The following is a 20,004-nucleotide window of genomic DNA, read 5'->3' on the forward strand; positions in this document are numbered from 1 at the left end:
CCCCGCCGGCGGGCCACGCAGTCACGACGGAGGTAAGGCCGAATAATGTCCAACTTCCCGTTCCTCTCGGTGCTGACCGTGGCGCCGCTGGTCGGCGCCCTGGTGGTGGCACTGCTGCCCCGCAGCCGCCCGGACCTGGCCAAGCTGGTCGCGTTCGGCTGGTCGCTGCTGGTGCTGGTGCTGTCGGTGGTGATGTGGTTCGCCTTCTCCGCCGGTGGTGACCGGTTCCAGTTCCGCGAGTCGTACCCGTGGATCCCGAACTGGGGCGTGAACTTCACCTTCGAGGTGGACGGCATCGCGCTGGTCATGCTGATGCTGATCGCGATCCTGGTGCCGCTGGTGATCCTGGCGTCCTGGCACGACGCCGAGGCGTCCAAGCGCTCGGTGCCCGCGTACTTCGCGCTGCTCCTCGTCCTCGAGTGCACGATGATCGGCGTCTTCGCCGCCGCCGACGTCTTCCTGTTCTACGTGTTCTTCGAGGTCATGCTGGTGCCGATGTACTTCCTGATCGGCAGCTACGGCGGCCACCAGCGGCAGTACGCGGCGGTGAAGTTCTTCCTCTACTCGCTGGTCGGCGGTCTGTTCATGCTGGCCGCGGTGATCGGCCTCTGGGTGGTCGGCGGGAAGACCTTCGACTGGCAGGCGCTGAGCCAGGCCGAGTTCGCCACCGACACGGCCCGCTGGCTGTTCCTCGGCTTCTTCGTGGCCTTCGCGATCAAGGCGCCGTTCTTCCCGTTCCACACCTGGCTGCCGGACGCCGGTGGCGCGGCCCCGGCCGGCGCCGCCGCGCTGCTCGTCGGCGTGCTGGACAAGGTCGGCACGTTCGGCATCCTCCGCTACTGCCTTCCGCTGTTCCCGGAGGCGTCGCGCTGGTTCGCGCCGTGGGCGCTGGCGCTCGGCGTCATCGGCATCATCTACGCCGCGCTGCTGGCGGTCGGCCAGAACGACCTGAAGCGGCTGGTGTCGTACACCTCGATCGCGCACTTCGGGTTCATCGGCGTCGGCATCTTCGCGTTCACCACCCAGGCCGGCACCGGTGCGGTGCTCTACATGCTCAACCACGGCCTGGCCACCGGCCTGCTGTTCCTCGTGGTCGGCATGCTGATCGCCCGGCGCGGCTCGGCGCTGATCAGCGACTTCGGCGGCGCGGGCAAGCTGGTGCCGGTACTCGCCGGTGTGCTCTTCTTCGCCGGTCTGGCCTCGCTGGCGCTACCCGGTACCGCGCCGTTCGTCTCCGAGTTCCTGGTGCTGATCGGCACGTTCACCGTCAACAAGCCGGTCGCGGTGATCGCCACGCTCGGCATCATCCTGGCGGCGGCGTACGTGCTGTGGATGGTGCAGCGCACCACGCAGGGCACGCTGAACCCGGCGCTGACCGAGGTCGAGGGCATGCGCCGTGACCTCACCCTGCGCGAGAAGGTGGTCGTCGCGCCGCTGATCGCGCTGATCGTGCTGCTCGGCTTCTATCCGAAGCCGGTCACCGACGTCATCAACCCCGCCGTCCAGGCGACCATGCAGGACGTCGGCAAGTCCGACCCCGCCCCTGAGGTCGGCAGCGTCCAGGAGGCCGCAAAATGACCGAGCTCAAGCTGCCGTCGATCGACTACGCGGCGCTCGCTCCGATCCTGATCATGCTGGGCGCGGCGCTGCTCGGGGTCCTGGTCGAGGCGTTCGTGCCGCGCCGCCTGCGTAACGCGGTGCAACTCGGGCTCGCCCTGGTGGCGATGCTCGCCGCGATCGTCATGGTGATCCTGAACGCCGACGACCGGCTGATCACCATCGGCGGCGCCATCGCGATCGACGGCCCGACGCTGTTCCTGCAGGGCGCCATCCTGGTGCTCGCGGTGATGGCGCTGCTGCTCGTCGGCGAGCGCACGGTGGAGCGGGGCGGCGCGTTCGTGGCGCACGCCGCAGTCACCGCCGAGTCGGCCGAGGACCGGCGACAGGCCGAGGGCGTCGGCGGTGCCACCGAGGTCTACCCGCTGATGTCGTTCGCGATCGGCGGCATGCTGATCTTCGTGGCGGCGAACGACCTGCTGACCATGTTCGTCGCGCTGGAGGTCTTCTCGCTGCCGCTCTACCTGCTCTGCGCGCTGGCCCGCCGCCGGCGTCTGCTGAGCCAGGAGGCGGCGCTGAAGTACTTCATGCTCGGCGCGTACGCCTCGGCGTTCTTCCTGTTCGGTGTCGCCCTGATCTACGGCTTCACCTCCGGGATCCCGGGCCGCGCGGCCGGCGTCGACTTCGCCACCGTGCACGCCGCGGTCACCGACTCCCCGTCCAGCCCGGTGCTGTTGTTCGCCGGCATGGCGCTGCTCGCCATCGGCCTGCTGTTCAAGGCCGCCGCCGCGCCGTTCCACGTCTGGACGCCGGATGTCTACCAGGGCGCGCCGACCCCGATCACCGGCTTCATGGCGGCCTGCACCAAGGTCGCCGCGTTCGGTGCGCTGCTGCGCGTCTTCCACGTGGCGTTCGCCGGGGCCTCCTGGGACTTCACCCCGGTGCTCGGCGCGATCGCGGTGCTGACCATGCTGGTCGGCGCGGTACTGGCGGTCACCCAGACCGACATCAAGCGCCTGCTGGCGTACTCGTCGATCGCGAACGCCGGTTACCTGCTCGTCGGTGTGCTGGCACCGAGCCGTGAAGGGCTCTCCGGCACCATGTTCTACCTGGCCGCGTACGGCTTCTCGGTGCTCGCCGCGTTCGCCGTGGTGACGCTGGTGCGCGACGCCGACGGGGAGGCCACCCACCTGTCCCGCTGGGCCGGGCTGGGCCGCCGCTCGCCGTTCTTCGCGGCGATCTTCACGTTCATCCTGCTGGCCTTCGCCGGTATCCCGCTGACCAGCGGCTTCACCAGCAAGTTCGCGGTCTTCGGCCCGGCCCTGGAGGCGAACCAGGCGTGGCTGGTGATCGCGGGCGTGCTGACCAGCATGGTGCTGGCCTTCCCGTACCTGCGGGTCGTGGTGATGATGTGGCTCTCCGAGCCGGGCGAGTCCACCCCGACGGTGACCGTGCCGGGGGCGCTCACCTCGGCCGCGCTGGTCATCGGCGTGCTCGCCACGCTGGTCCTCGGCGTGGTGCCCGGTCCGCTGCTCGACCTGACCACCGGCGCCGCCGAATTCGTCAGATGACAGAGGTGTTCCCACCGGGGGCCGGTACGCCGTGGCGTACCGGCCCCCGGCCCGTATCCCCGTCGACGAGCAGGTCGAACGGGTGTGGCATGGTTGAGGACGTGGCGAACCCGGCTGGCGAGCGTTCAGGTCAGTTCGGCGCGCTCGGCCTGCACCTCGCCGACCCGCGCGTCGAAGCCTCCGTGCTGGGTGTGCTCGACCGGGTCGAGACGAGCCTGCGGGCGAGCGTGGCGAGCGCCGATCCGCTGGTGACCGAGGCGTCCCGGCACCTGGTCGAGGCCGGCGGCAAGCGGTTCCGTCCGCTGCTGGTGGCGCTTGGTGCGCAGTTCGGCGCCCCGGAGGCCGACCAGGTCGTCCCCGCCGCCGTGGTGATGGAGCTCACCCACCTGGCGACGCTCTACCACGACGACGTGATGGACGAGGCCGCCGTTCGGCGTGGCGCCCCGAGCGCCAACTCCCGCTGGACCAACTCGGTCGCCATCCTGGTCGGCGACTACCTCTTCGCCCGGGCCGCGGACATCGCCGCCGACCTGGGCCCCGAGGCGGTACGCCTGCAGGCGCGCACGTTCGCCCGGCTGGTGCACGGCCAGATCGCCGAGACGGTCGGCCCGCGCGACACCGACCCGGTCGCGCACTACCTGCACGTGATCGCCGAGAAGACCGGCTCGCTGATCGCCACCTCGGCGCGCTTCGGCGGCATGTTCGGCGGCGCGGCGCCCGCGCACGTCGAGGCCCTGGCCGCGTACGGCGAGATCATCGGCGTCGCGTTCCAGCTCTCCGACGACCTGCTGGACATCGCCAGCGAGTCGGTCCAGTCCGGCAAGACGCCCGGCACCGACCTGCGCGAGGGCGTACCCACCCTGCCGGTGCTCTACGCGATGGCCTCCGACGACGCGGACGCGGCGAGCGTACGGCTGCGCGAGATCCTGGCCACCGGCCCGCTGGTGGACGACGCACTGCACGCCGAGGCGCTGGGCCTGCTGCGGGAGTCGCCGGCGCTCAAGCGTGCCCGGGAGACGGTGCGCAGCTACGCCGAGGACGCACGCGCCCGGCTGGCTCCGCTGCCCGAGGGTCCGGCGCGTCGCGCGCTGGAGTCCCTCTGCGACTACATCGCCGACCGCACCAGCTGACCGATCCACCCCTCCCCGCACCCGCCCACCGCCCCGTCGCGCCCCGTGCGCTCCGTCGCGCCCCGTGCGCTCCGTCGCGCCCCGTGCGCTCCGTCGCGCTCCGTGCGCTCCGTGGATCATGAAGTTGACGGGCTCGGGGACGCGGCGTGTCGCGCCGCCAACTTCATGATCGACGCGACTGGGCCGGGCCGGGCCGGGCGGGGTGGGGGTCAGGCGGGAGTGGGGGTGGGGCGCAGGAGGCGGGCGCCGAGCAGCATCAGGACGGCGGCCAGGAGCATCGCCGTGGCGGCAGTCAGCCACATCGCCGGGTAGCCCGCCGCTCCGGCGAGCGCGCCCAGGCCGAGCGGACCGAGGCAGCCGCCCGCGTACACCCCGGTCTGGGTGATCGAGGTGGCGGCGGCCGGGGCCTGCGGGTGGAGCCGGACCACGGCGAAGTTCATCAGCCCCGGCCAGGCCCAGCCGAGACCGAAGCCGAGCACCACGCCCGCTACCAGCGGCGCCGAGCCGGCCACCGCGAGCAGGATCAGGCCGACCGAGCCGGTCAGCAGCATCCCGGCGATCAGCCCGACGTGCCCGCTGGTTCGCCGGTCGGCCAGCCAGCCGACGCCGACCCGGGCGAGCACGCACACCACGCTGCCCAGCGTCAGTGTCAGGCCGGCCAGGCCGGGGGAGAGGCCCCGCGCCGCCGCCGAGTCGACCAGGAACGTGCCGAGGGCGTTCGCCGCGGCGGCCGCCAGCGTCGCGGCCAGCCCGATCACCACGAGCGGGCCGGTGCCGCCCGGACGGCGACCGGAGGCGGTGCGGGCCCGCCGATCCCCTCCGGCGCGGGGTACGGCCGGCAGCACGGCGAGCGCGGCCACCGCGGCGGCCACGAAGGCCCAGCGCCAGCCGGCGGTGAGCGCGACAGTGGGCACCGCCAGACCGGCCAGCAGCGTGGCGGCCGGTACGGCGGCCTGCTTCACGCCGAACGACAGGCCCTGCCGGTGGGCGGGTACGTGCTCGGCCAGCGCGGCGTTGCTGGCGAGCTGCCCGAGGGCGTTTGCGGCGGCGCTGAGGGCCAGCAGGGCCACCAGGACCGGGTACGACCGGGCCAGCCCCGCCACCGCCAGCAGTGAGGCGGCGGAGAGCAGGATGGCGGCCCGGGCGACCGGAGCCGAACCGAAGCGCTCGACCAGGGCGCCGGAGGGCACCGAGGCGAGCGCGCTCACCCCGAAGTAGATCGAGACGGCCAGGCCCAGCCCGGCCGGGCTGAAGCGGAGTTCGTCAGCGAGCTGGACGGCGAGACCACCGACCAGGAAGACGGGCAGGACGCACACGATCGTGGTGAGGGTGGCGCCGGCGCCGACCGTGACGGCGTGCCGGGACGCCGGAGGGGCGGCTCGCGAAACTGTTTCAGTCATCGCGAGCACACCTTACGCCCGGACGTTTTGGCTGCTCATCGTGTCCGTCGACACACTGTCTGTGTCCGGTCTTCTGGCATCCTCCATCCGAACAGGCATTTCGCACTCGGCCGGTTTTTCATATGGTGTAAGTCCCCGGCGGCGGAGGTGGTTGTGCGCGACCCCTTGGCGGAACCTTCGGACCTGATCCGCAGCGTGTCCCGCGCGCTTCGAGTGCTCGAGTCGGTCGGCCGTGCGCCGAGAGGGCTCACCGTGAAGCAGATCGCCCGGCGCTGCGAGCTGACCGTCGCCACCACGTACCACCTGGTGCGCACGCTTGCGTACGAGGGCTACGTGATCCGGCGCGAGGACGGGACGTACGTCGTGGGGTTGGAGGTGGCCGACCGCTACCGCGAGCTGGTCACCGCGTTCCGGGGGCCGCCGGCGGTCGGTGAGGCGCTGCGCCGCGCGGCGTCGGACACCGGCTGGAGCCACTACCTCGGCCGTTTCGTCGGCGGGCAGGTGGCGGTGACCGCGTCCGCCGAGGGGCCGCGCTCGCCCTACATGGAAGACCTGGTGCCGGGCTTCGACGAGGGCGCGCACGCCACCGCGCTGGGCAAGAGCCTGCTCGCCACGCTCACCACCGAACAGCGCTTCCGCTACCTGCGCGAGTACGGCATGCGCCCGTTCACCACGGCCACCCTCACCACGGTCGAGGCGTTCGAGGCGGACCTGGCCGCCGGTGACCGGCGCGGCATGCAGCTGGAGCTGGGGCAGTTCCGGCAGGGCGTGGCGTGCGCCGCGGTGCTCGTCAACCCGGACAAGGACATCGAGCGCCGGGTGGTGCTGGCGTGCGCGCTGCCCGCGGGCGAGATGATGACCTCGGCCCGGGTGGTCCGCGCCAAGCTGCTCACCGCCGCGCGCGCCATCGCCGACGGCATCGCCACCGAGAACTGACCCGCCGCGCGGGCCGATCGCCTGCGGATCGCCTCAGAGCACTGACGAGGGGCCGCCGACCTGGTGGGTCGGCGGCCCCTCGCGAGGCGGTCCAGCGCCGGACCGCCCCCGGGGTGGGTCAGCTACCGACCGGGCCGCCGTCGAGGCGCCAGGTGACCACTACGCCGGGCTTGGCGAAGTCGCCGTCCGGCCAGGTGGAGGCGGGGTTCTCCACCGACGCGCCGGTGACCTCGCCCGGGTGCTGCACCGCCACGAACACCGAACGGTTGTCGCCGGTGATGAACGGGCCGCAGGTCTCCGCGCCGAGCGGCACGGTGAGGAACTGCTTCAGGTGGCCCCGCTCCGGGCCCTCGACGGCGGTGGCGAACAGGCCGTCGTTGCTGCCCAACGCGTTGCCGTCGGTCGAGATCCACAGGTTGCCGGTGGCGTCGAAGGCGACGTTGTCCGGGCAGGAGATCGGCGAGACCTTGGTCTTGTCGTACCCGGCGAAGTAGGTGGAGGCGTCGGCCGGGTCGCCGCAGACGATCGGCAGGGACCAGGCGAAGGTCTCCGCGGTGTTGTCGCCGCGGTCCTCGACCAGCTCCAGGATCTGCCCGTGCCGGTTGCTGTTGCGCGGGTTCGCCTCGTCGGCGGGCGCCTTGCCGGCCTTGCCCCGGTCGCTGTTGTTCGTCAGCGCCACGTAGACCTTGCCGGTGAGCAGGCTCGGCTCGACGTCCTCGGGGCGGTCCATCTTGGTGGCGCCGACCTTGTCCCCGGCCAGCCGGGTGAAGGTGAGCACGTCCGCGGCGGTCATGCCGTCGACGTACGAGCGGTTGCCGCTGACCAGCTTGATCCAGCGGCCCCGGCCGCCGAACCCGCCGTCGGCCGGGAGCTTGCCGGAACCGTCGATCTCGGCGGCCGGGCTGTCGCCCTCGATCTTCGCCACGTAGAGCGTGCCCGACTCCAGCAGCGTCAGGTTGTGCCGCCGGGCCACCGAGGACTTCCCCGGCATGAACTTCTTGTCCGAGACGAACTTGTAGAGGTAGTCGAAACGCTCGTCGTCGCCCATGTACGCGACCACCCGGCCGTTGCGCGCCACGATGACGTTCGCGCCCTCGTGCTTGAACCGGCCCAGCGCGGTGTGCTTGCGCGGCTTGGCCTGCGGGTCGAACGGGTCGATCTCGACGACCCAGCCGAACCGGTTCGCCTCGTTGGGGTGATCGGCCAGGTCGAAGCGCTCGTCCGCCCGCTCCCACTTGCGGCTGCCGCTCGGGTAACGCACGTCGGTCGGGATGCCGTACCGGGCCAGCTTCGGCTTCTGCTCGTCCGGCACGCCGTCGCCGCCGACGAAGTACTGGTTGAAGTTCTCCTCGCCGGAGAGCACGGTGCCCCACGGGGTGACGCCACCGGCGCAGTTGTTGAGCGTGCCGATCACGGTCCGGCCCTTCGGGTCGGCGGCGGTACGCAGCCACGCCGAGCCGGCCGCCGGACCGGTCAGCTCGAACTTGGTGGCGAGCGCGGTGACCCGGCGGTTGTACTCGCGCCGGCCGCGCCGTACCGGCCGCCACTGCCCGGTGTTCTCCACCCGCTCCAGCTCGACCACGGACATGCCGTGCGCGGCCATCGCCACCCGTACCTGCTCCACCGTGAGCGCGTCCTGGCTGGTGAAGCCGGGGAACATCAGATCCTCGTTCGTGTACTCGTGGTTCACCACGAGCAGCGCGCGCCGACGGTCGATCGGCAGTACCCCGACGAAGTCGTTGTTGTAGCCGAACTGCTTGGACTGGGCGGCGGCGGTCTGCCGATCCAGGCTGAAGGCGGGCGCACCGGGCACGACCTCGTCGCCCCAGCGGATCACCACGGAGTGGTCGTACCCGTTCGGGACCACCAGGGTGTCGAGCTTGTTCGGGGGAATCGGCTTGAAGGTCAGCGCGCCGCTGCCAGGGCGGCCCGCGCCGGCGGGCGGCACCTCGCCGCCGCCGGGAACCGGCGGGGCGGCGGGTGCCGCGGCGGCCGGTGCCGCGCCGGCGAGTGCGCCCGCGGCGGCGCCGCCGAAGCCGAGCACCAGCGCGCCGACCGCGCCGGCCCGGACCACGCCGCGCCGGGAGATCTCGGTGCCGACCACATCCCCGAAGTACGGGTTGTCGGTCGGGTTCGGCACCGGGTGGTCGCACGCGTTGCCGCACCGGTACAGACAGGTCATCGCGTCGCGGCTGCCGTGGCGGGTGCCGCCCAGCAGCGGAAGCAGGCGAGGCCGGTCGCTCATGAGGTGGAGCCTCCTGATCTCAACGTCGGAAGGCGCGCGGGTGATCGGCTCGCGCGCTCACCCGCCGGACGCTGCCAGGGCGCGGTGAGCGGGGATCGGCCCGGACCTGAACCGGACGTGAACAGCTCCGCGTTGACCTGCGGATGAACCGTTCGGCGTCACGGCACGTATGGAAGGGCGAACGCATCGCCGGTTTCCCCGCCGCCGGAAGCGAGGTACCGCCATCAGCGACCACGACGCCCAACTGCTGCGCGCGCTGCACGACGAGCATGCCGACGCGCTGTACGCGCACGCCCTGCGGCTCGTCAACGGCGATCGGCCCCGGGCCGAGGACCTGGTGCAGGAGACGCTTCTGCGCGCCTGGCGGCACCCCGAGTCGCTGGACCCGCGGCGCGGCTCGGTACGCGCCTGGCTGTTCACCACCGCGCGGAACCTGGCGATCGACGCCTGGCGGCGGCGCTCGGCCCGGGTCGGTGAGGTGTACACGGACGAGCTGCCCGAGACCGCGGAGACGGTCGACGAGACGGAGCGTGCGGTGGAGGCGTGGACCGTCGCCGAGGCGCTCAACCGGCTCAGCCCGACCCACCGGGAAGTGCTTGTCGAGTGCTTCTACCAGGGGCGTTCGGTGGCGGAGGCGGCGGCGCGGCTGGGCGTACCACCGGGGACGGTGAAGTCGCGTACCCACTACGCGCTGCGCTCACTACGGTTGGCGCTGGCCGAGATGGGGGTGACCGGGTGACAGGCTGCGAGTTCGCGCACGACGACGGGGCGTACGTGCTCGGCGCCCTCGCCCCGGCGGACCGGGTCGCCTACGAGCGGCACCTGGCCGGGTGCGCGCAGTGCCGGGAGGCGGTGGCCGAGATCGCCGTGCTGCCCGGCCTGCTGGGCCGGCTCGACCCGGCCGGGCTGGAGCAGTTCCTGGAGGTCGGGCCGGAGACGTCGCGGGTGCCGGCGCTGCTCGACGCCGCGCGCGAGCGCAAGCGCCGCGAGCGGTCCCGCTCCCGCCGACGGTACGCGCTGACGGCGCTCGCCGCCGCCGCGCTCGCGGTGCTGGCGGGCATCGGCGTGGGGCTCGTGCAGTCGCCGGCCGAACCGTCCAAGCCGCCGGTGGCGCTGGCCTCGATGCGGCCGGTGGCCGGGACGGTGCCGGTGCACGCCGAGGTGGGGCTGACCGAGACACCGTGGGGCACCGAGGTCACCATGCACTGCGGTTACGACAGGCGGGCCGGGCACCGGGAGGCGTACACGTTCCGGCTGGTGGCGCACGGCCCGGACGGCGCGACGGAGCAGATCGGCTCGTGGCTCGCCGCCCCCGGTGACGACCTGCGCTTCTCCGGCGTCACCCGCTTCACCAAGGGCGAGCTGGTCCGCCTGGAGCTGCTCCGAGGAACGAACTCCCCCGTCCTGGCCTACGACCTCCGCTGACCCTTTCCCTTCCCGTTGATCTTGCACTTGTGGCCCTCGTTCCGGGCGGTTCGCCCCTTTCGCCGGGGCGGAAAGTGCAAGATCAGCGAGACGGGGTGGGGGTGGGGACGGCTGGGGTGCGGGTGGCCCGGCGGGTGCGGTGGGAGTGGCGCAGGGCGTCGGCGGTGAAGACGACCAGGGCGAGCCAGACCAGGGCGAAACCGGCCAGCCGGGCCGGCGGCATCGGCTCGTGGAAGATCAGCACGCCGCAGCCGAGCTGGAGGATCGGCGCGAGGTACTGCAGCATGCCGACAGTGGACAGCGGCAGCCGGTTCGCCGCCCCGGCGAACAGCAGCAGCGGGATCGCGGTGGCGGCCCCCGCCAGCACCAGCAGCGCGGTGTGCCCGGCCGACACGTGCCCGAACGTCGAGTCGCCGCGCGCCGACAGCCACCCCAGGTACGCCAGCGCGGGCAGTGCCAGCACCGCCGACTCGACGAACAGCCCTTCCGTGGCGGGCAGCGCGAGCCGCTTCTTGACCAGCCCGTACCCGGCGAAGCTGAACGCCAGGGTGAGCGCCAGCCAGGGCAGGCGGCCGTAGTCGACGGTGAGCACCGCCACCGCGAGCGCGCCCACGCCCAGTGCCGCCCACTGCGCCCGGCGCAGCCGTTCCCGGAGCACCAGTACGCCGAACAGCACGGACACCAGCGGGTTGATGAAGTAGCCGAGCGCCGTCTCCACCACCCGGTCGGAGTTGACGCCGTAGATGTACGTACCCCAGTTGACGGCGATGAGCGCGGCGGCGAGCCCGATGCCGGCGAGCGCCCGCGGCCGCCGGGCCAGCTTGCGCAGGAAGCCGGCGTGCCGCGTGGCGGCCAGCAGCAACGCCACGAACGCCACCGACCAGAGGATCCGGTGCGCGAGGATCTCCACCGGCCCGGCCGGGCGCAGCAGCTTCAGGTAGATCGGGAAGAAACCCCAGATCAGGTACGCGCCGACGCCGTACAGGTAGCCGAGCCGGAGCTGGTTCACCGCTCCACCGTAAGTGGTGGATCCTTGTCTTGGTCCTTATCGGTGACCGGCGTCACCCGCTGATCCAGCTCCATCCACCGATCCGCCGCGACCGGCCGGAAGCCGATCTTCGCGTAGACCCCGTGCGCGTCGAGCGTGGCGAGCAGGATCCGGCGTACGCCCAGCTCGTGCAGGTGGTCGCGAACCGCCCCGGCCAGCCAGGTGCCCAGCCCGCCACCCCGCTCGGCCGGGTCCACGTACACGTCGCAGAGCCAGGCGAACGTGGCCCCGTCGGTGACCACCCGGGCGACGGCGACCTGCCGGCCGTCACCCGGCCGGTAGACGCCGAAGGCGATCGAGCCGGCGAACGCGCGCGCGACAGTCTCCCGCTCGCGCCCCAGTGCCCAGTACGCGTCGGTGGAGAGCCAGACGTGCACCCGGTCCAGGTCGATCCGGGCCGGGTCGGTGCTGATCTCGTAGCCGTCCGCGCGGGTCACTGTGAACACGCGGCCGAGGCTAGTACCGCCGCCCCGCCCTCTCGCCAGCCAATTCCCTCCTGCTGGCCTGGTGAGCCCGGCCGGCCGCCGGGGCGACCGGCCGGGGCCCGGCGTCAGTCGCGGTCGAGGACGGCGCCGAGGATCCAGGTGACGATGCCGACGAACAGCGCGCCCAGCACCGCCTCCGGCCAGAACCCGTCCACGTGGAAGGGCAGCCCGGCCTCACCGGCGATCCAGCTGGTGAGCAGGAAGAGCAGGCCGTTCACCACGAGCGCGATCAGGCCGAGGGTCAGCAGGTAGAAGCCGCACCCCACGGTCTTGATGATCGGCTGGAGCACCGCGTTCACCACGCCGAAGATGACCGCGACGAGCACCAGCGTGATCACCGTCTCGGTGGCCGAGTCGGAGTCGAGCGAGATGCCCGGGATGAGCAGGGTGGCGAGCCAGAACGCCACCGCCGTCGAACCCACGCGAATCAGAAGACCCTTCAGGAAATCCATGGCCGGGATCGTGCCACGGCCGTACCACCAGGGGAAGGCTCGACCTGGTACGCGGCGGCGCGGCTCGTCAGTGCCGGGCCGGGCGACCGACCAGTTGCGACTCGACGGGCGTGGGCGAGAGCAGCGCCCAGCGCAGGGCCCGCCGGTTGACCACCGCCACCATGTCGTCCCGGATCCGGGTCAGCCACTCCGCGGAGCCGCCCAGGCCCAGCGCCGCGCCCGCCAGCGCGGCTTCGTCCGGGTCGAGCGGCTGGAGGATCGCCAGGTCCGCGCGGGCCAGCGCCTGCGTGTCGGCCGGGGTCAGCTCGTCGCGGACCAGCAGGACCGACTGCCAGGCGGCGGCCGGGCCGGCCGCCGGCGGCACCGGGCCGGCGTCCACCACCACCAGCAGCGGGTGCAGCGGCGAACCGGGCGCGCCGCCGACCGGACGACCCGGCGGAAGCAGCGGTACGCCGCCACCGAGCGTCCCGACACCCCGTACGAACGGCTCCCAGAACCGGGGACGGCCGGTCTGCACCACCACGCGCGCGCCGAGCGCCAGTGCCCGCAGCACGAGCAGTTGCGCCGCTGCGACGCCGCCGACGAGCAGCACCCGGGTCGTGGCCGGACGGAACAGGCGGACGGTGAGCGCGGCACCGTGCCGGTTCGCGCCCACCATCAGGCCGGCGGTGGCAGGCGGCAGGTCCAGCGCGGGCGGAGGCGAACCGGCCGGAGGCGCGGCCCCGCCGGTCACCGCCAGCGGCAACGTAGCCGCCAGCCCGGCCAGGTGCTCACCGTCGAGCCGGCGCAGCTCGCCGCCGACGTCACCGGCGACCCGGCGCAGCGTGCGCTCCGCGGTCGACAGCTCGGCCGCGCTGCCGGCCGCCACCCGTACCGCCAGCTCGGCCGGGACCGGCGTCGCGCCGACGCGCGGACCGGCCGTGAGCGCGACTGTGGTGGCGGTGGCGGGTAGCGCGAGCAGCCGTCCCACCAGCCCGCGGGCCGCCTCGCCGCGCGGATCCGGCCACCGGCGCAGACGCCAGGTGGCCTGCGCCAAGCCACCGACGGCGAGCAGCGGCCAGGTCTCCCGCACCGGGGCGCCGGGCTCGTGGTGGGCCAGTTCGGCGATCACCCGCAGCGCCGCGTCGCCGCCGAGCGGCCGTGCGGTGAGCGGGCCCAGCCGGCGGACGAGCCGCCGCAGGGTGCCGGACAGCGCCCGCAGCAGATCCTTGTCCGGCCAGCCATCGGCGCGCAGCACCTGGACGGCCAGCACCACCCGGGTCCGCCCAGCCACCCGGCCGTCGGTGAGCTGACGGTACGACGTACCCGCCGGGCCCCCCGCGACGGCGGGCGCGGGTGCGGGCGACGCCGAGAACACCAGCTGCAACCGGATCGCGGGGGCGTCCGGGCCGGCCGGGGGAAGCAGGTCGAACGGCGTGGGCAGCTCGGGCGCGTGGTCGCCGAGCAGGTCGTCCGGGTCGCCCAGCTCCAGCAGCGCGGTCAGGCCGGCGGCGTCGTGCACCACTGCCGCGCCGCCGGGCGCCTCCGTCGCGCCGACCACCGCGCCCGGCCGGAGCAACTCCAGCAGCGCCGCCGGCCCGGCCGCCGCCGGCAGGGCGCGGCGCCGGGTCAGGTACGCGGCGGCGGTGACGAGCCACTCGTGCAGCCAGCGGCCACGCACCCGCACCCAGGCGCCCGGCAGCAGCAGGGCCGCGACCAGCAGCGAGACGGCCGTCGGCACGACACCTCGACCGGCGGCCGCTACCAGCACCGCCACCGCGACCTGGGTCGCCACGATCTGACCGGCGCGCAGTCGCGCTGCCGGGCGGCTCGTCCATTGTGGTGTCCGAACCGGGACGGACGCGGGCCGCTCCGGCGCACTGACGGTCACCGCACCTCCTCGCCGGGCCTCCGCGTGACGTTGCCGTGGCTCATCGTAGTGGCCGAGTTGTCCACAGGGGAGCCCGAAGGGGTAGCAGAACCGAAGTCGGACGGCTACCGTCAGCGACGAAATCGTCGAGTTGCGTGTCCGCCGCCGCCGGGCTTCCCCCTCCACCGGCCCCGGGCCCCGCCGACGAGTCCACGGTGGTCACACGGTGGCCAGCCACGACCGAGGAGACGAGGTGACGTCCGGGATGTCCCAGACCCAGGCAGAAGCCGCGGTGATGCAGCAGACCGCCGCGAAGTTCGAGCAGGTCGACCAGTCGCTCCAGACCATGCTCAGCGGCCTGATGGCCGAGCTGGAGGTGCTGCAGCAGGCCTGGCGGGGCGCCGGTGGGCGCTCGTTCGCGCAGGTCAAGCAGCAGTGGGCGCAGGATCAGGCCGCCCTTCAGCGGGCGCTGCGCGAGACCGCCACCGCGATCCGCAGCGCCGGCCGCCACTACGACGTCTCCGACACCGAGGCCGCCGGCCGGGTGGCGGGCACCAACCGCGGCATCCAGCTGCCTCTCTGACAACCGGAAGGATCGAATTCATGGAGCACGGTGTGCTGGTCGTCAACTTCGCCGCCCTGCAACAGGCCGGCGCCGACATCCAACGGGCCCTGTCCACCCTGGAGAGCCAGCTCGGTCAGCTCGAACGCGACGCCGCCCCGCTGGTGGCGAGCTGGAACGGCGAGGCCCGCGAGGCGTACGAGGTGCGGCAGTCCCGGTGGCGGGCCGCCTCGCAGGACCTCCAGGCGATGCTGCGTGACATCAAGCTCGCCGTGGAGGACTCCGCGGCCGACTACCTCGACACCGAGAAGCGCAACGCCAACCTGTTCCAGTGAACCGACGCCGCGCGGCCCGGGCAGGTGACCCGGGCCGCGCGGCTTCACACGTGACCTGTTGTCATCTCGGCGTGACAGTGCCGGCCGGGTCGGCGGCCCGCCAGCGTCGCCGCGCGCCGCGCGGCAGCACCAGAGTGAGCGCCGCCACGAGCACCACCGCCCCGCCCGCCACGGCGGCGGCCAGCAGCGCCCGGTCCCGGGCCGAGTCCCGGCGGGACTGACGGGCCAGCGCGGCCGGATCCGGGCGGTCCTCGGGAAGCGTGGCACCCGGCCGGGTGCGGGAATCCGTCGCGCCGGCCGACTCGGTCACCGCCCGGTACGGGTTCAGCACCCCCGCGCCGTAGCCCGCGTCCCGCCCCGGCGCGGGGTCGGCGGCGGCCACGATCCGCCCGGCCACCTCGTCCGCGCTCAGCCGTGGCCGGTACTGGCGCAGCAACGCCGCCGTACCCGCCACGAACGGGGTGGCGTAGCTGGTCCCCTCCGCCCGTTGATGCCCCGACCGGGGCGCCGCCATCAGCACCTCGCTACCCGGGGCGACCACGTCCACGTACGAGCCGGTCTGGGAGAACGCGGAACGTGTCCCGTCCCGCCCGATCGAGCCGACGCCGAGCACCCCGTCGTACGCCGCCGGATAGGGCCGGGGATCACCGTTGTCGTGCAGGTTCCCGGCGGCGGCCACCACCACCACGTCCCGCCGCACCGCGTAGGCGACGGCGGCGCGTACCGCCGGGTCGTCCGCGTACAGGACGACCGAGAGGTTCAGCACGTCGGCGTCGTGGTCCACGGCCCAGCGGATGGCGCGGGCGAACCCGGCCGCGTCGACAGTACGCCCCGACTCCCGTCCCTCGACCACCTGCTGCTCGCTGACCCGTACCGGCAGGATGCGCGCGTCCGGCGCGAGGCCGCGGAACGCGACGCCGGGCTGCGGGGCGGCGGCGATGATGCTTGCCACCCCGGTACCGTGCCCGGCGCAGTCCCGGGTGCCGTCCCCGCCGCCGTCGAGGAAGTCGGCGCCGTCGAGTACGCGACCGGCGAGCTGCGGATGGGACCGGTCCACACCCGAGTCGACGACCGCGACGACGACTCCGGCGCCCGTCGCGAGCGGGGTGAGCCGGTCCGGGGCGTACCGCTGCTGCGGCCACGGCTGGTCCGCGACCGGGCGGGCCGGCGCGGGCGGCGAGGCGCAGCCGGCCGGCGCGCGAGCCGCCGACGCGGTGGCCGGAACTCCGGTGACGAGGAGCGTCGCCAGGGCGGCCACGACGGGGTACGCGACTGGCCGAGACATCGACGACCTCCGTAGCGTGTCGGCTCCGGAACGGGATGTTAGCGCCTCTCTCACTCCGGGGCCGCCCGTCGATGGGCAGAAGTCCTGATCTTGCCGCCACCTTGTAGGTTGTATGCGATGCCTGTGGCCTGTTCGCGGAAGGAGAGGTGGCCGTGACCGGATGGGAGCCGGCCACCGAGGCCGAGGTGGCGATGCGGGATGCGCTGCGCGCGCAGGACCAGCAGCAGTACTTCCGCGTGCTGACCCGTGTCGATCTCCTGCTTCCGATCGCGAGCGGGCCGTCCGCCGGGTGGGGCACCTGGACCGCCGGGGGTCGCACCCACGTCCTGGCCTTCACCTCCGTCGCCGCGCTGCGCGCGAGCCTGGGGGAGAACGCGGGTGCCACCCGCCGCGTCCCCTACCCGGATCTGGCGGCCGGCTGGCCCAACCCCGAATGGTGGCTGGCGGTCAATCCCGGCCTGCCGATCGAGGGCTACCTGCCCGCCTGGTACGTGGCTCAGCTCTCCCGGGGCGACGTCCGCCTCCCCGGCCGCACCATGGGCGCCCGCGCCCGGCTGGAACGGGTGGAGAACGCCACCCGGGGGGCCCGGAACACGGTGCCCGAGGCCGCGCCCCGGCCGCCTGCCGTTCCCGTCCCCCCGGCCGCCGTCACGCCCGCGACCGTGCCCCATGCCGCCGTCCCGCCGGCCGCTGTTCCGCCACCGGCCGTGCCGCCACCCGCGATGCCGCCCCCGGCCGTGCCGCCACCCGCGATGCCGCCCCCGGCCGTGCCGCCACCCGCGATGCCGCCCCCGGCCGTGCCGCCGGTCGCCGGTGCGCCCGGCCGGGACGAGCGGCTGATGGAGGCCGGTGAGCCGCCCACGGTACCGATGCGGGCCGCCTCGGTCCTGGGGCGACGGCTGCCCACGGTGCCGCCCCGCCGCCGAGGGCCGGACGGCGACGTCCCGAGCCGGACCGCTCCCGGTGCCGAGCCGGACACGGACGCCCTCGACGGCTGGCTCACCGACCTGCGCCGCCGCCCGGACGAGCCGGACCCGTTCGCCGCCGCCCCGGAGGCAGCCGCCGACGAGCCGCCGCCGACGGCCGCCGCCGCTCCGCCGCCGGCCCGCTCCTTCTTCGAGCCCTCGTCCGGTGGCCGTTCGGCCCGTCGCCCGTCACCGCTGGATCCGTCGCGCCGGGCCGGTGAGCGTGCCGCCCCGCCGACCCGGTTCGCCGGCGGACAGCCGTTTCCGCGCCGGCGGCCGCTGAACGAGCCGGTACGCGAGGGCCCGACCGAGGCCTTCCCGACACGGACGGACGAGCCGTCGACCGTGCCCCGATCGGAGGAGGCCACCCAGGCGTTCCGGCCGACCCGCCCGTCCGAGGACGCGACCGAGGCGCTGCCCCGGCGGCACGCCGGCCCGGCCCCGGCCGCGCGGACCGCCCCGGCCACTGCGGCGCAGGCCGGACCGGCTACCGCCGCGCACGTCGGACCGGCCACTGCCGACGGGTGGGGGGCCGCGCCGGGCAGCACGGATGGTGACACCGCGCGGTGGGAGACGCTCGACGAGCCGATGGAGGAACTGCCGCCGTCGATCGCCGAACCGGTGTCCGCGCCGCCCGTGTCGCGCCGCGATTTCACCCCCATCGTCATCGAGGGCACCGTCATCGAGGCCCGCGACCTGACCGAGCCGGAGCCGGTCCGGTCCGCGCAGCCGACCGGCCCGATGCGTGCGGAACCGGCCGAGGGCGGGCCCTGGGCCGGCACCGCCGACCCGACGATGCCGCTCTCCGTGGACCGTCCGGTCGCCGACGACACGGTGAACCTCGCCGAGCCGGCGCCGACCCACCTCGGTGGACCGGACCGGAGTTCGGAGCCCGACGAGTCGACGGTGTCGCTCGCGTCCGCGTCCGAGCCCACCACGTCGCTGTTCGAGCCGTCGTCCTCGGCCGGCGAGGTCACGGCGCCGCTGTTCACGTCGTCATCGGCCGAGCCGACCGTCTCGCTGTTCGACCCGGCGCCCGCCGAGCCGACCGCGCCGCTGACCGGTCCGGCTGAGGGCGAGCCGACTGCGCCGCTGTCCACGTCGCCGGCTGAGGCTGAGCCGACGGTGTCGCTCACGTCGGCGCCCGAGCCGACCACGTCGCTGTTCGAGGCGTCGTCCTCGGCAGACGAGGCCACGACGTCGCTGTTCGCGTCATCGCCGGCTGAGCCGACGGTCTCGCTGTTCGACCCCGCACCGACCACGCCGCTGTCCGATCCCGCTCCGGCGGAGCAGCCGACCGTCTCCCTCTTCGAGCCGGCGGCCAGCGACGACGAACCTGTCACCACGTCGCTGTTCGCGTCCAGCGACGCCACCGTCGCGCTGTCCCCGCCGACGGCGGAGCCCGCGGCACCCGCCACGCCAGACGATCCGCCGGCCGCCGAGTTCGTACCGGCGAACGACGTCGAGGAGGACCTGCTGGCCGCCGCGGGCAGCGGCAGCACCGACGGTTTCCTCACCACCCTGCTGCTGGCCCGGGTGCTGCTGCCGGTCGCGCCCGACTCGGCCACCGGCAGCCGGCCGGGCGACGCCGGCTTCGTCTGGCATGCCGACCACGTCGACGGCGAGCGGTGCGTCTCGGTCTACACCTCGCCGGAACGCCTGGCCGAGCACACCGAGGGCCAGATCGAGACGGTACGGGTCAAGTTCGTGCAGCTCATCCGCAGGTGGCCGGACGCGGCCTGGTCGTTCCGGGTGAACCCGGGCAGCCCGGTCGGCGCGACGTACCCGGGGGAGCAGGTTCTGGCGCTCGCCAACTGGGCGGCCGAGGTGGGTCTCGGCGACGACCCGGAGCCGGCCGCCGCGCCGCAGCCGGCGGAACGACAGCGCCCGGAGGCGCCCACCATCGCCGCGAACCGGCCGGTGACCATGCAGAAGGCGATCGCGGCGAGCCAGCTCGCGTACTACCTGGAGCGTGGCTACGACCGGGTCTCCGGATTCGTGCACCGGGCCGGGGAGCTGGCGCATCTGCGTACCCCGGCGGAGCTGTACGGCGCGCTCGGGCTCGGCCACCCGGGCTCGCCGTTCTCCCCCGACGACGAGGAGATCTACCTGCTGCGCTGGCCCGCCTACCGGCCGAGCCTCTACCGGATCCCGTACGGCGGCCCGAACGAGGCGGCGATGCGGGCGATGGAGGGCTGGGTGATCGAGCGGCCCCCGTTCCGCGGCAACGGCTTCGCGCCGGGGGAGAGCAGCGACGTGATCGCCGAGTTCAAGGTGGACAGCGCCCGGCTCCCGCACGGCGCCGAGCTGTGGCGGGTCGGCGCCGACGGCGACAGCAGGCTGGCCGCGGTCCTTGACACCGACGAGCTGCTGTGGCGGAAGGCGGGCGAGGCGTGAGCCGCGACGGCTACGTGGCCCGCTGGCGGGGCCGGGAGTACCAGGCCAGCCCCGACGGCGACGACATCCGCCTCTACCAGCCCGGCCCGGACGAGGGATTCACCGAGGTACGCCCCGGCCGGTACGTCCGGGTGGTGCCGGCCGCCGAGGTCGACGATCTGGCGTACGTGCGGACCACCTGCACCTGGCAGGGGCAGCCGTTCATCGTGCTGGCCGAGCACGAGGGCTGGCTGCGGGTCGAGTACACCGGTGGGCGCTGGCCGGTGGCCGAGGCGATGGGGCTGGAGGCGTTCGACTTCGGCGTCTACCAGGGCTGGGCGCCGGCGGCCGAGGTGGCCGACCTGGGCGAGCAGCGGGTCTGA

At 73.9% G+C, this 20,004-nt stretch carries 17 protein-coding genes; 10 read left to right on the forward strand and 7 right to left on the reverse strand.

Translation table 11 applies throughout. The features are described from left to right. Nucleotides 1-45 precede the first annotated feature (45 nt). The 3 genes from O7546_RS00270 to O7546_RS00280 all read left to right on the forward strand — a co-directional run bounded on the left by O7546_RS00270 (nucleotide 46) and on the right by O7546_RS00280 (nucleotide 4,258). Nucleotides 46-1,578: an NADH-quinone oxidoreductase subunit M gene (locus O7546_RS00270; RefSeq protein ID WP_013473559.1), complete on the forward strand. Its 1,533-nt coding sequence runs from the start codon at nucleotides 46-48 to the stop codon at nucleotides 1,576-1,578. After that, nucleotides 1,575-3,128, forward strand: coding sequence for an NADH-quinone oxidoreductase subunit NuoN (gene nuoN, locus O7546_RS00275; protein WP_281600337.1), 1,554 nt, complete (start codon nucleotides 1,575-1,577; stop codon nucleotides 3,126-3,128). The genes O7546_RS00270 and nuoN overlap by 4 nt, the downstream gene beginning before the upstream one ends. 89 nt (nucleotides 3,129-3,217) lie before the next feature. Further along, the gene (locus O7546_RS00280; RefSeq protein ID WP_194802030.1) at nucleotides 3,218-4,258 is read left to right on the forward strand and encodes a polyprenyl synthetase family protein; all 1,041 of its coding nucleotides are present in this window, start codon (nucleotides 3,218-3,220) and stop codon (nucleotides 4,256-4,258) included. A 209-nt stretch (nucleotides 4,259-4,467) separates the two neighbouring features. On the opposite strand, the gene O7546_RS00285 is transcribed toward O7546_RS00280, so the two are convergent. Further along, nucleotides 4,468-5,658: an MFS transporter gene (locus O7546_RS00285; RefSeq protein WP_194802029.1), complete on the reverse strand. Its 1,191-nt coding sequence runs from the start codon at nucleotides 5,656-5,658 to the stop codon at nucleotides 4,468-4,470. Between the two features lie 153 nt (nucleotides 5,659-5,811). Between O7546_RS00285 and O7546_RS00290 the strand changes: the two genes are divergently transcribed. Further along, on the forward strand, nucleotides 5,812-6,594 hold the full coding sequence (locus tag O7546_RS00290; RefSeq protein WP_269698025.1) for a helix-turn-helix domain-containing protein: 783 nt from the start codon (nucleotides 5,812-5,814) through the stop codon (nucleotides 6,592-6,594). 118 nt (nucleotides 6,595-6,712) lie between these two features. Here O7546_RS00290 and O7546_RS00295 read toward each other — a convergent pair whose 3' ends face one another. Further along, entirely contained in the window at nucleotides 6,713-8,839 is a 2,127-nt protein-coding gene (locus O7546_RS00295; RefSeq protein WP_281600338.1) for a PhoX family phosphatase, read from the reverse strand. 244 nt (nucleotides 8,840-9,083) lie between these two features. Between O7546_RS00295 and O7546_RS00300 the strand changes: the two genes are divergently transcribed. After that, nucleotides 9,084-9,578, forward strand: a complete 495-nt coding sequence (locus tag O7546_RS00300) for a sigma-70 family RNA polymerase sigma factor (RefSeq protein WP_030274508.1) — start codon at nucleotides 9,084-9,086, stop codon at nucleotides 9,576-9,578. Beyond that, nucleotides 9,575-10,264, forward strand: a complete 690-nt coding sequence (locus tag O7546_RS00305; protein WP_269698027.1) for a zf-HC2 domain-containing protein — start codon at nucleotides 9,575-9,577, stop codon at nucleotides 10,262-10,264. Before O7546_RS00300 ends, O7546_RS00305 begins: the two co-directional genes overlap by 4 nt. Nucleotides 10,265-10,346: 82 nt before the next feature. On the opposite strand, the gene rarD is transcribed toward O7546_RS00305, so the two are convergent. The 4 genes from rarD to eccE form a co-directional block, all read right to left on the reverse strand. Further along, nucleotides 10,347-11,273 (reverse strand): EamA family transporter RarD, encoded by a 927-nt coding sequence (gene rarD / locus O7546_RS00310; RefSeq protein WP_269698028.1) that lies wholly within the window; start codon nucleotides 11,271-11,273, stop codon nucleotides 10,347-10,349. After that, the gene (locus O7546_RS00315) at nucleotides 11,270-11,758 is read right to left on the reverse strand and encodes a GNAT family N-acetyltransferase (protein WP_194802024.1); all 489 of its coding nucleotides are present in this window, start codon (nucleotides 11,756-11,758) and stop codon (nucleotides 11,270-11,272) included. Before O7546_RS00315 ends, rarD begins: the two co-directional genes overlap by 4 nt. 104 nt (nucleotides 11,759-11,862) lie before the next feature. Next, nucleotides 11,863-12,249 (reverse strand): phage holin family protein, encoded by a 387-nt coding sequence (locus O7546_RS00320; RefSeq protein ID WP_013283623.1) that lies wholly within the window; start codon nucleotides 12,247-12,249, stop codon nucleotides 11,863-11,865. A gap of 67 nt (nucleotides 12,250-12,316) precedes the next feature. After that, the gene (gene eccE / locus O7546_RS00325; protein ID WP_269698029.1) at nucleotides 12,317-14,119 is read right to left on the reverse strand and encodes a type VII secretion protein EccE; all 1,803 of its coding nucleotides are present in this window, start codon (nucleotides 14,117-14,119) and stop codon (nucleotides 12,317-12,319) included. A gap of 244 nt (nucleotides 14,120-14,363) precedes the next feature. Here eccE and O7546_RS00330 point away from each other — a divergent pair, with 244 nt between their 5' ends. Both O7546_RS00330 and O7546_RS00335 read left to right on the forward strand, forming a co-directional pair. Beyond that, nucleotides 14,364-14,681, forward strand: coding sequence for a WXG100 family type VII secretion target (locus O7546_RS00330; protein WP_018787788.1), 318 nt, complete (start codon nucleotides 14,364-14,366; stop codon nucleotides 14,679-14,681). A gap of 20 nt (nucleotides 14,682-14,701) precedes the next feature. Next, nucleotides 14,702-14,995, forward strand: coding sequence for a WXG100 family type VII secretion target (locus O7546_RS00335; RefSeq protein ID WP_135242906.1), 294 nt, complete (start codon nucleotides 14,702-14,704; stop codon nucleotides 14,993-14,995). A gap of 61 nt (nucleotides 14,996-15,056) precedes the next feature. Here the strand turns inward: O7546_RS00335 and mycP are convergent, their stop codons facing one another. Beyond that, on the reverse strand, nucleotides 15,057-16,280 hold the full coding sequence (gene mycP / locus O7546_RS00340; protein ID WP_194802022.1) for a type VII secretion-associated serine protease mycosin: 1,224 nt from the start codon (nucleotides 16,278-16,280) through the stop codon (nucleotides 15,057-15,059). A gap of 152 nt (nucleotides 16,281-16,432) precedes the next feature. Between mycP and O7546_RS00345 the strand changes: the two genes are divergently transcribed. Together O7546_RS00345 and O7546_RS00350 are read left to right on the forward strand one after the other, a co-directional pair. Further along, a complete protein-coding gene (locus O7546_RS00345) occupies nucleotides 16,433-19,642 on the forward strand; it encodes an SseB family protein (protein ID WP_281600339.1) in 3,210 nt (1,069 codons plus the stop codon). Next, the gene (locus tag O7546_RS00350; RefSeq protein WP_281600340.1) at nucleotides 19,639-20,004 is read left to right on the forward strand and encodes a hypothetical protein; all 366 of its coding nucleotides are present in this window, start codon (nucleotides 19,639-19,641) and stop codon (nucleotides 20,002-20,004) included. The genes O7546_RS00345 and O7546_RS00350 overlap by 4 nt, the downstream gene beginning before the upstream one ends.

The organism is Micromonospora sp. WMMA1976 (assembly GCF_027497335.1).
GTDB lineage: Bacteria > Actinomycetota > Actinomycetes > Mycobacteriales > Micromonosporaceae > Micromonospora > Micromonospora aurantiaca.

Excerpts from the sequence above, each read along its gene's own strand:
- O7546_RS00285 (WP_194802029.1), bottom strand. The coding sequence starts at position 5,658 with ATGACTGAAACAGTTTCGCGAGCCGCCCCTCCGGCGTCCCGGCACGCC.
- O7546_RS00270 (WP_013473559.1), top strand. The coding sequence starts at position 46 with ATGTCCAACTTCCCGTTCCTCTCGGTGCTGACCGTGGCGCCGCTGGTC.
- O7546_RS00295 (WP_281600338.1), bottom strand. The coding sequence starts at position 8,839 with ATGAGCGACCGGCCTCGCCTGCTTCCGCTGCTGGGCGGCACCCGCCAC.
- nuoN (WP_281600337.1), top strand. The coding sequence starts at position 1,575 with ATGACCGAGCTCAAGCTGCCGTCGATCGACTACGCGGCGCTCGCTCCG.
- mycP (WP_194802022.1), bottom strand. The coding sequence starts at position 16,280 with ATGTCTCGGCCAGTCGCGTACCCCGTCGTGGCCGCCCTGGCGACGCTC.
- O7546_RS00330 (WP_018787788.1), top strand. The coding sequence starts at position 14,364 with ATGTCCCAGACCCAGGCAGAAGCCGCGGTGATGCAGCAGACCGCCGCG.
- O7546_RS00335 (WP_135242906.1), top strand. The coding sequence starts at position 14,702 with ATGGAGCACGGTGTGCTGGTCGTCAACTTCGCCGCCCTGCAACAGGCC.
- O7546_RS00280 (WP_194802030.1), top strand. The coding sequence starts at position 3,218 with ATGGTTGAGGACGTGGCGAACCCGGCTGGCGAGCGTTCAGGTCAGTTC.
- O7546_RS00320 (WP_013283623.1), bottom strand. The coding sequence starts at position 12,249 with ATGGATTTCCTGAAGGGTCTTCTGATTCGCGTGGGTTCGACGGCGGTG.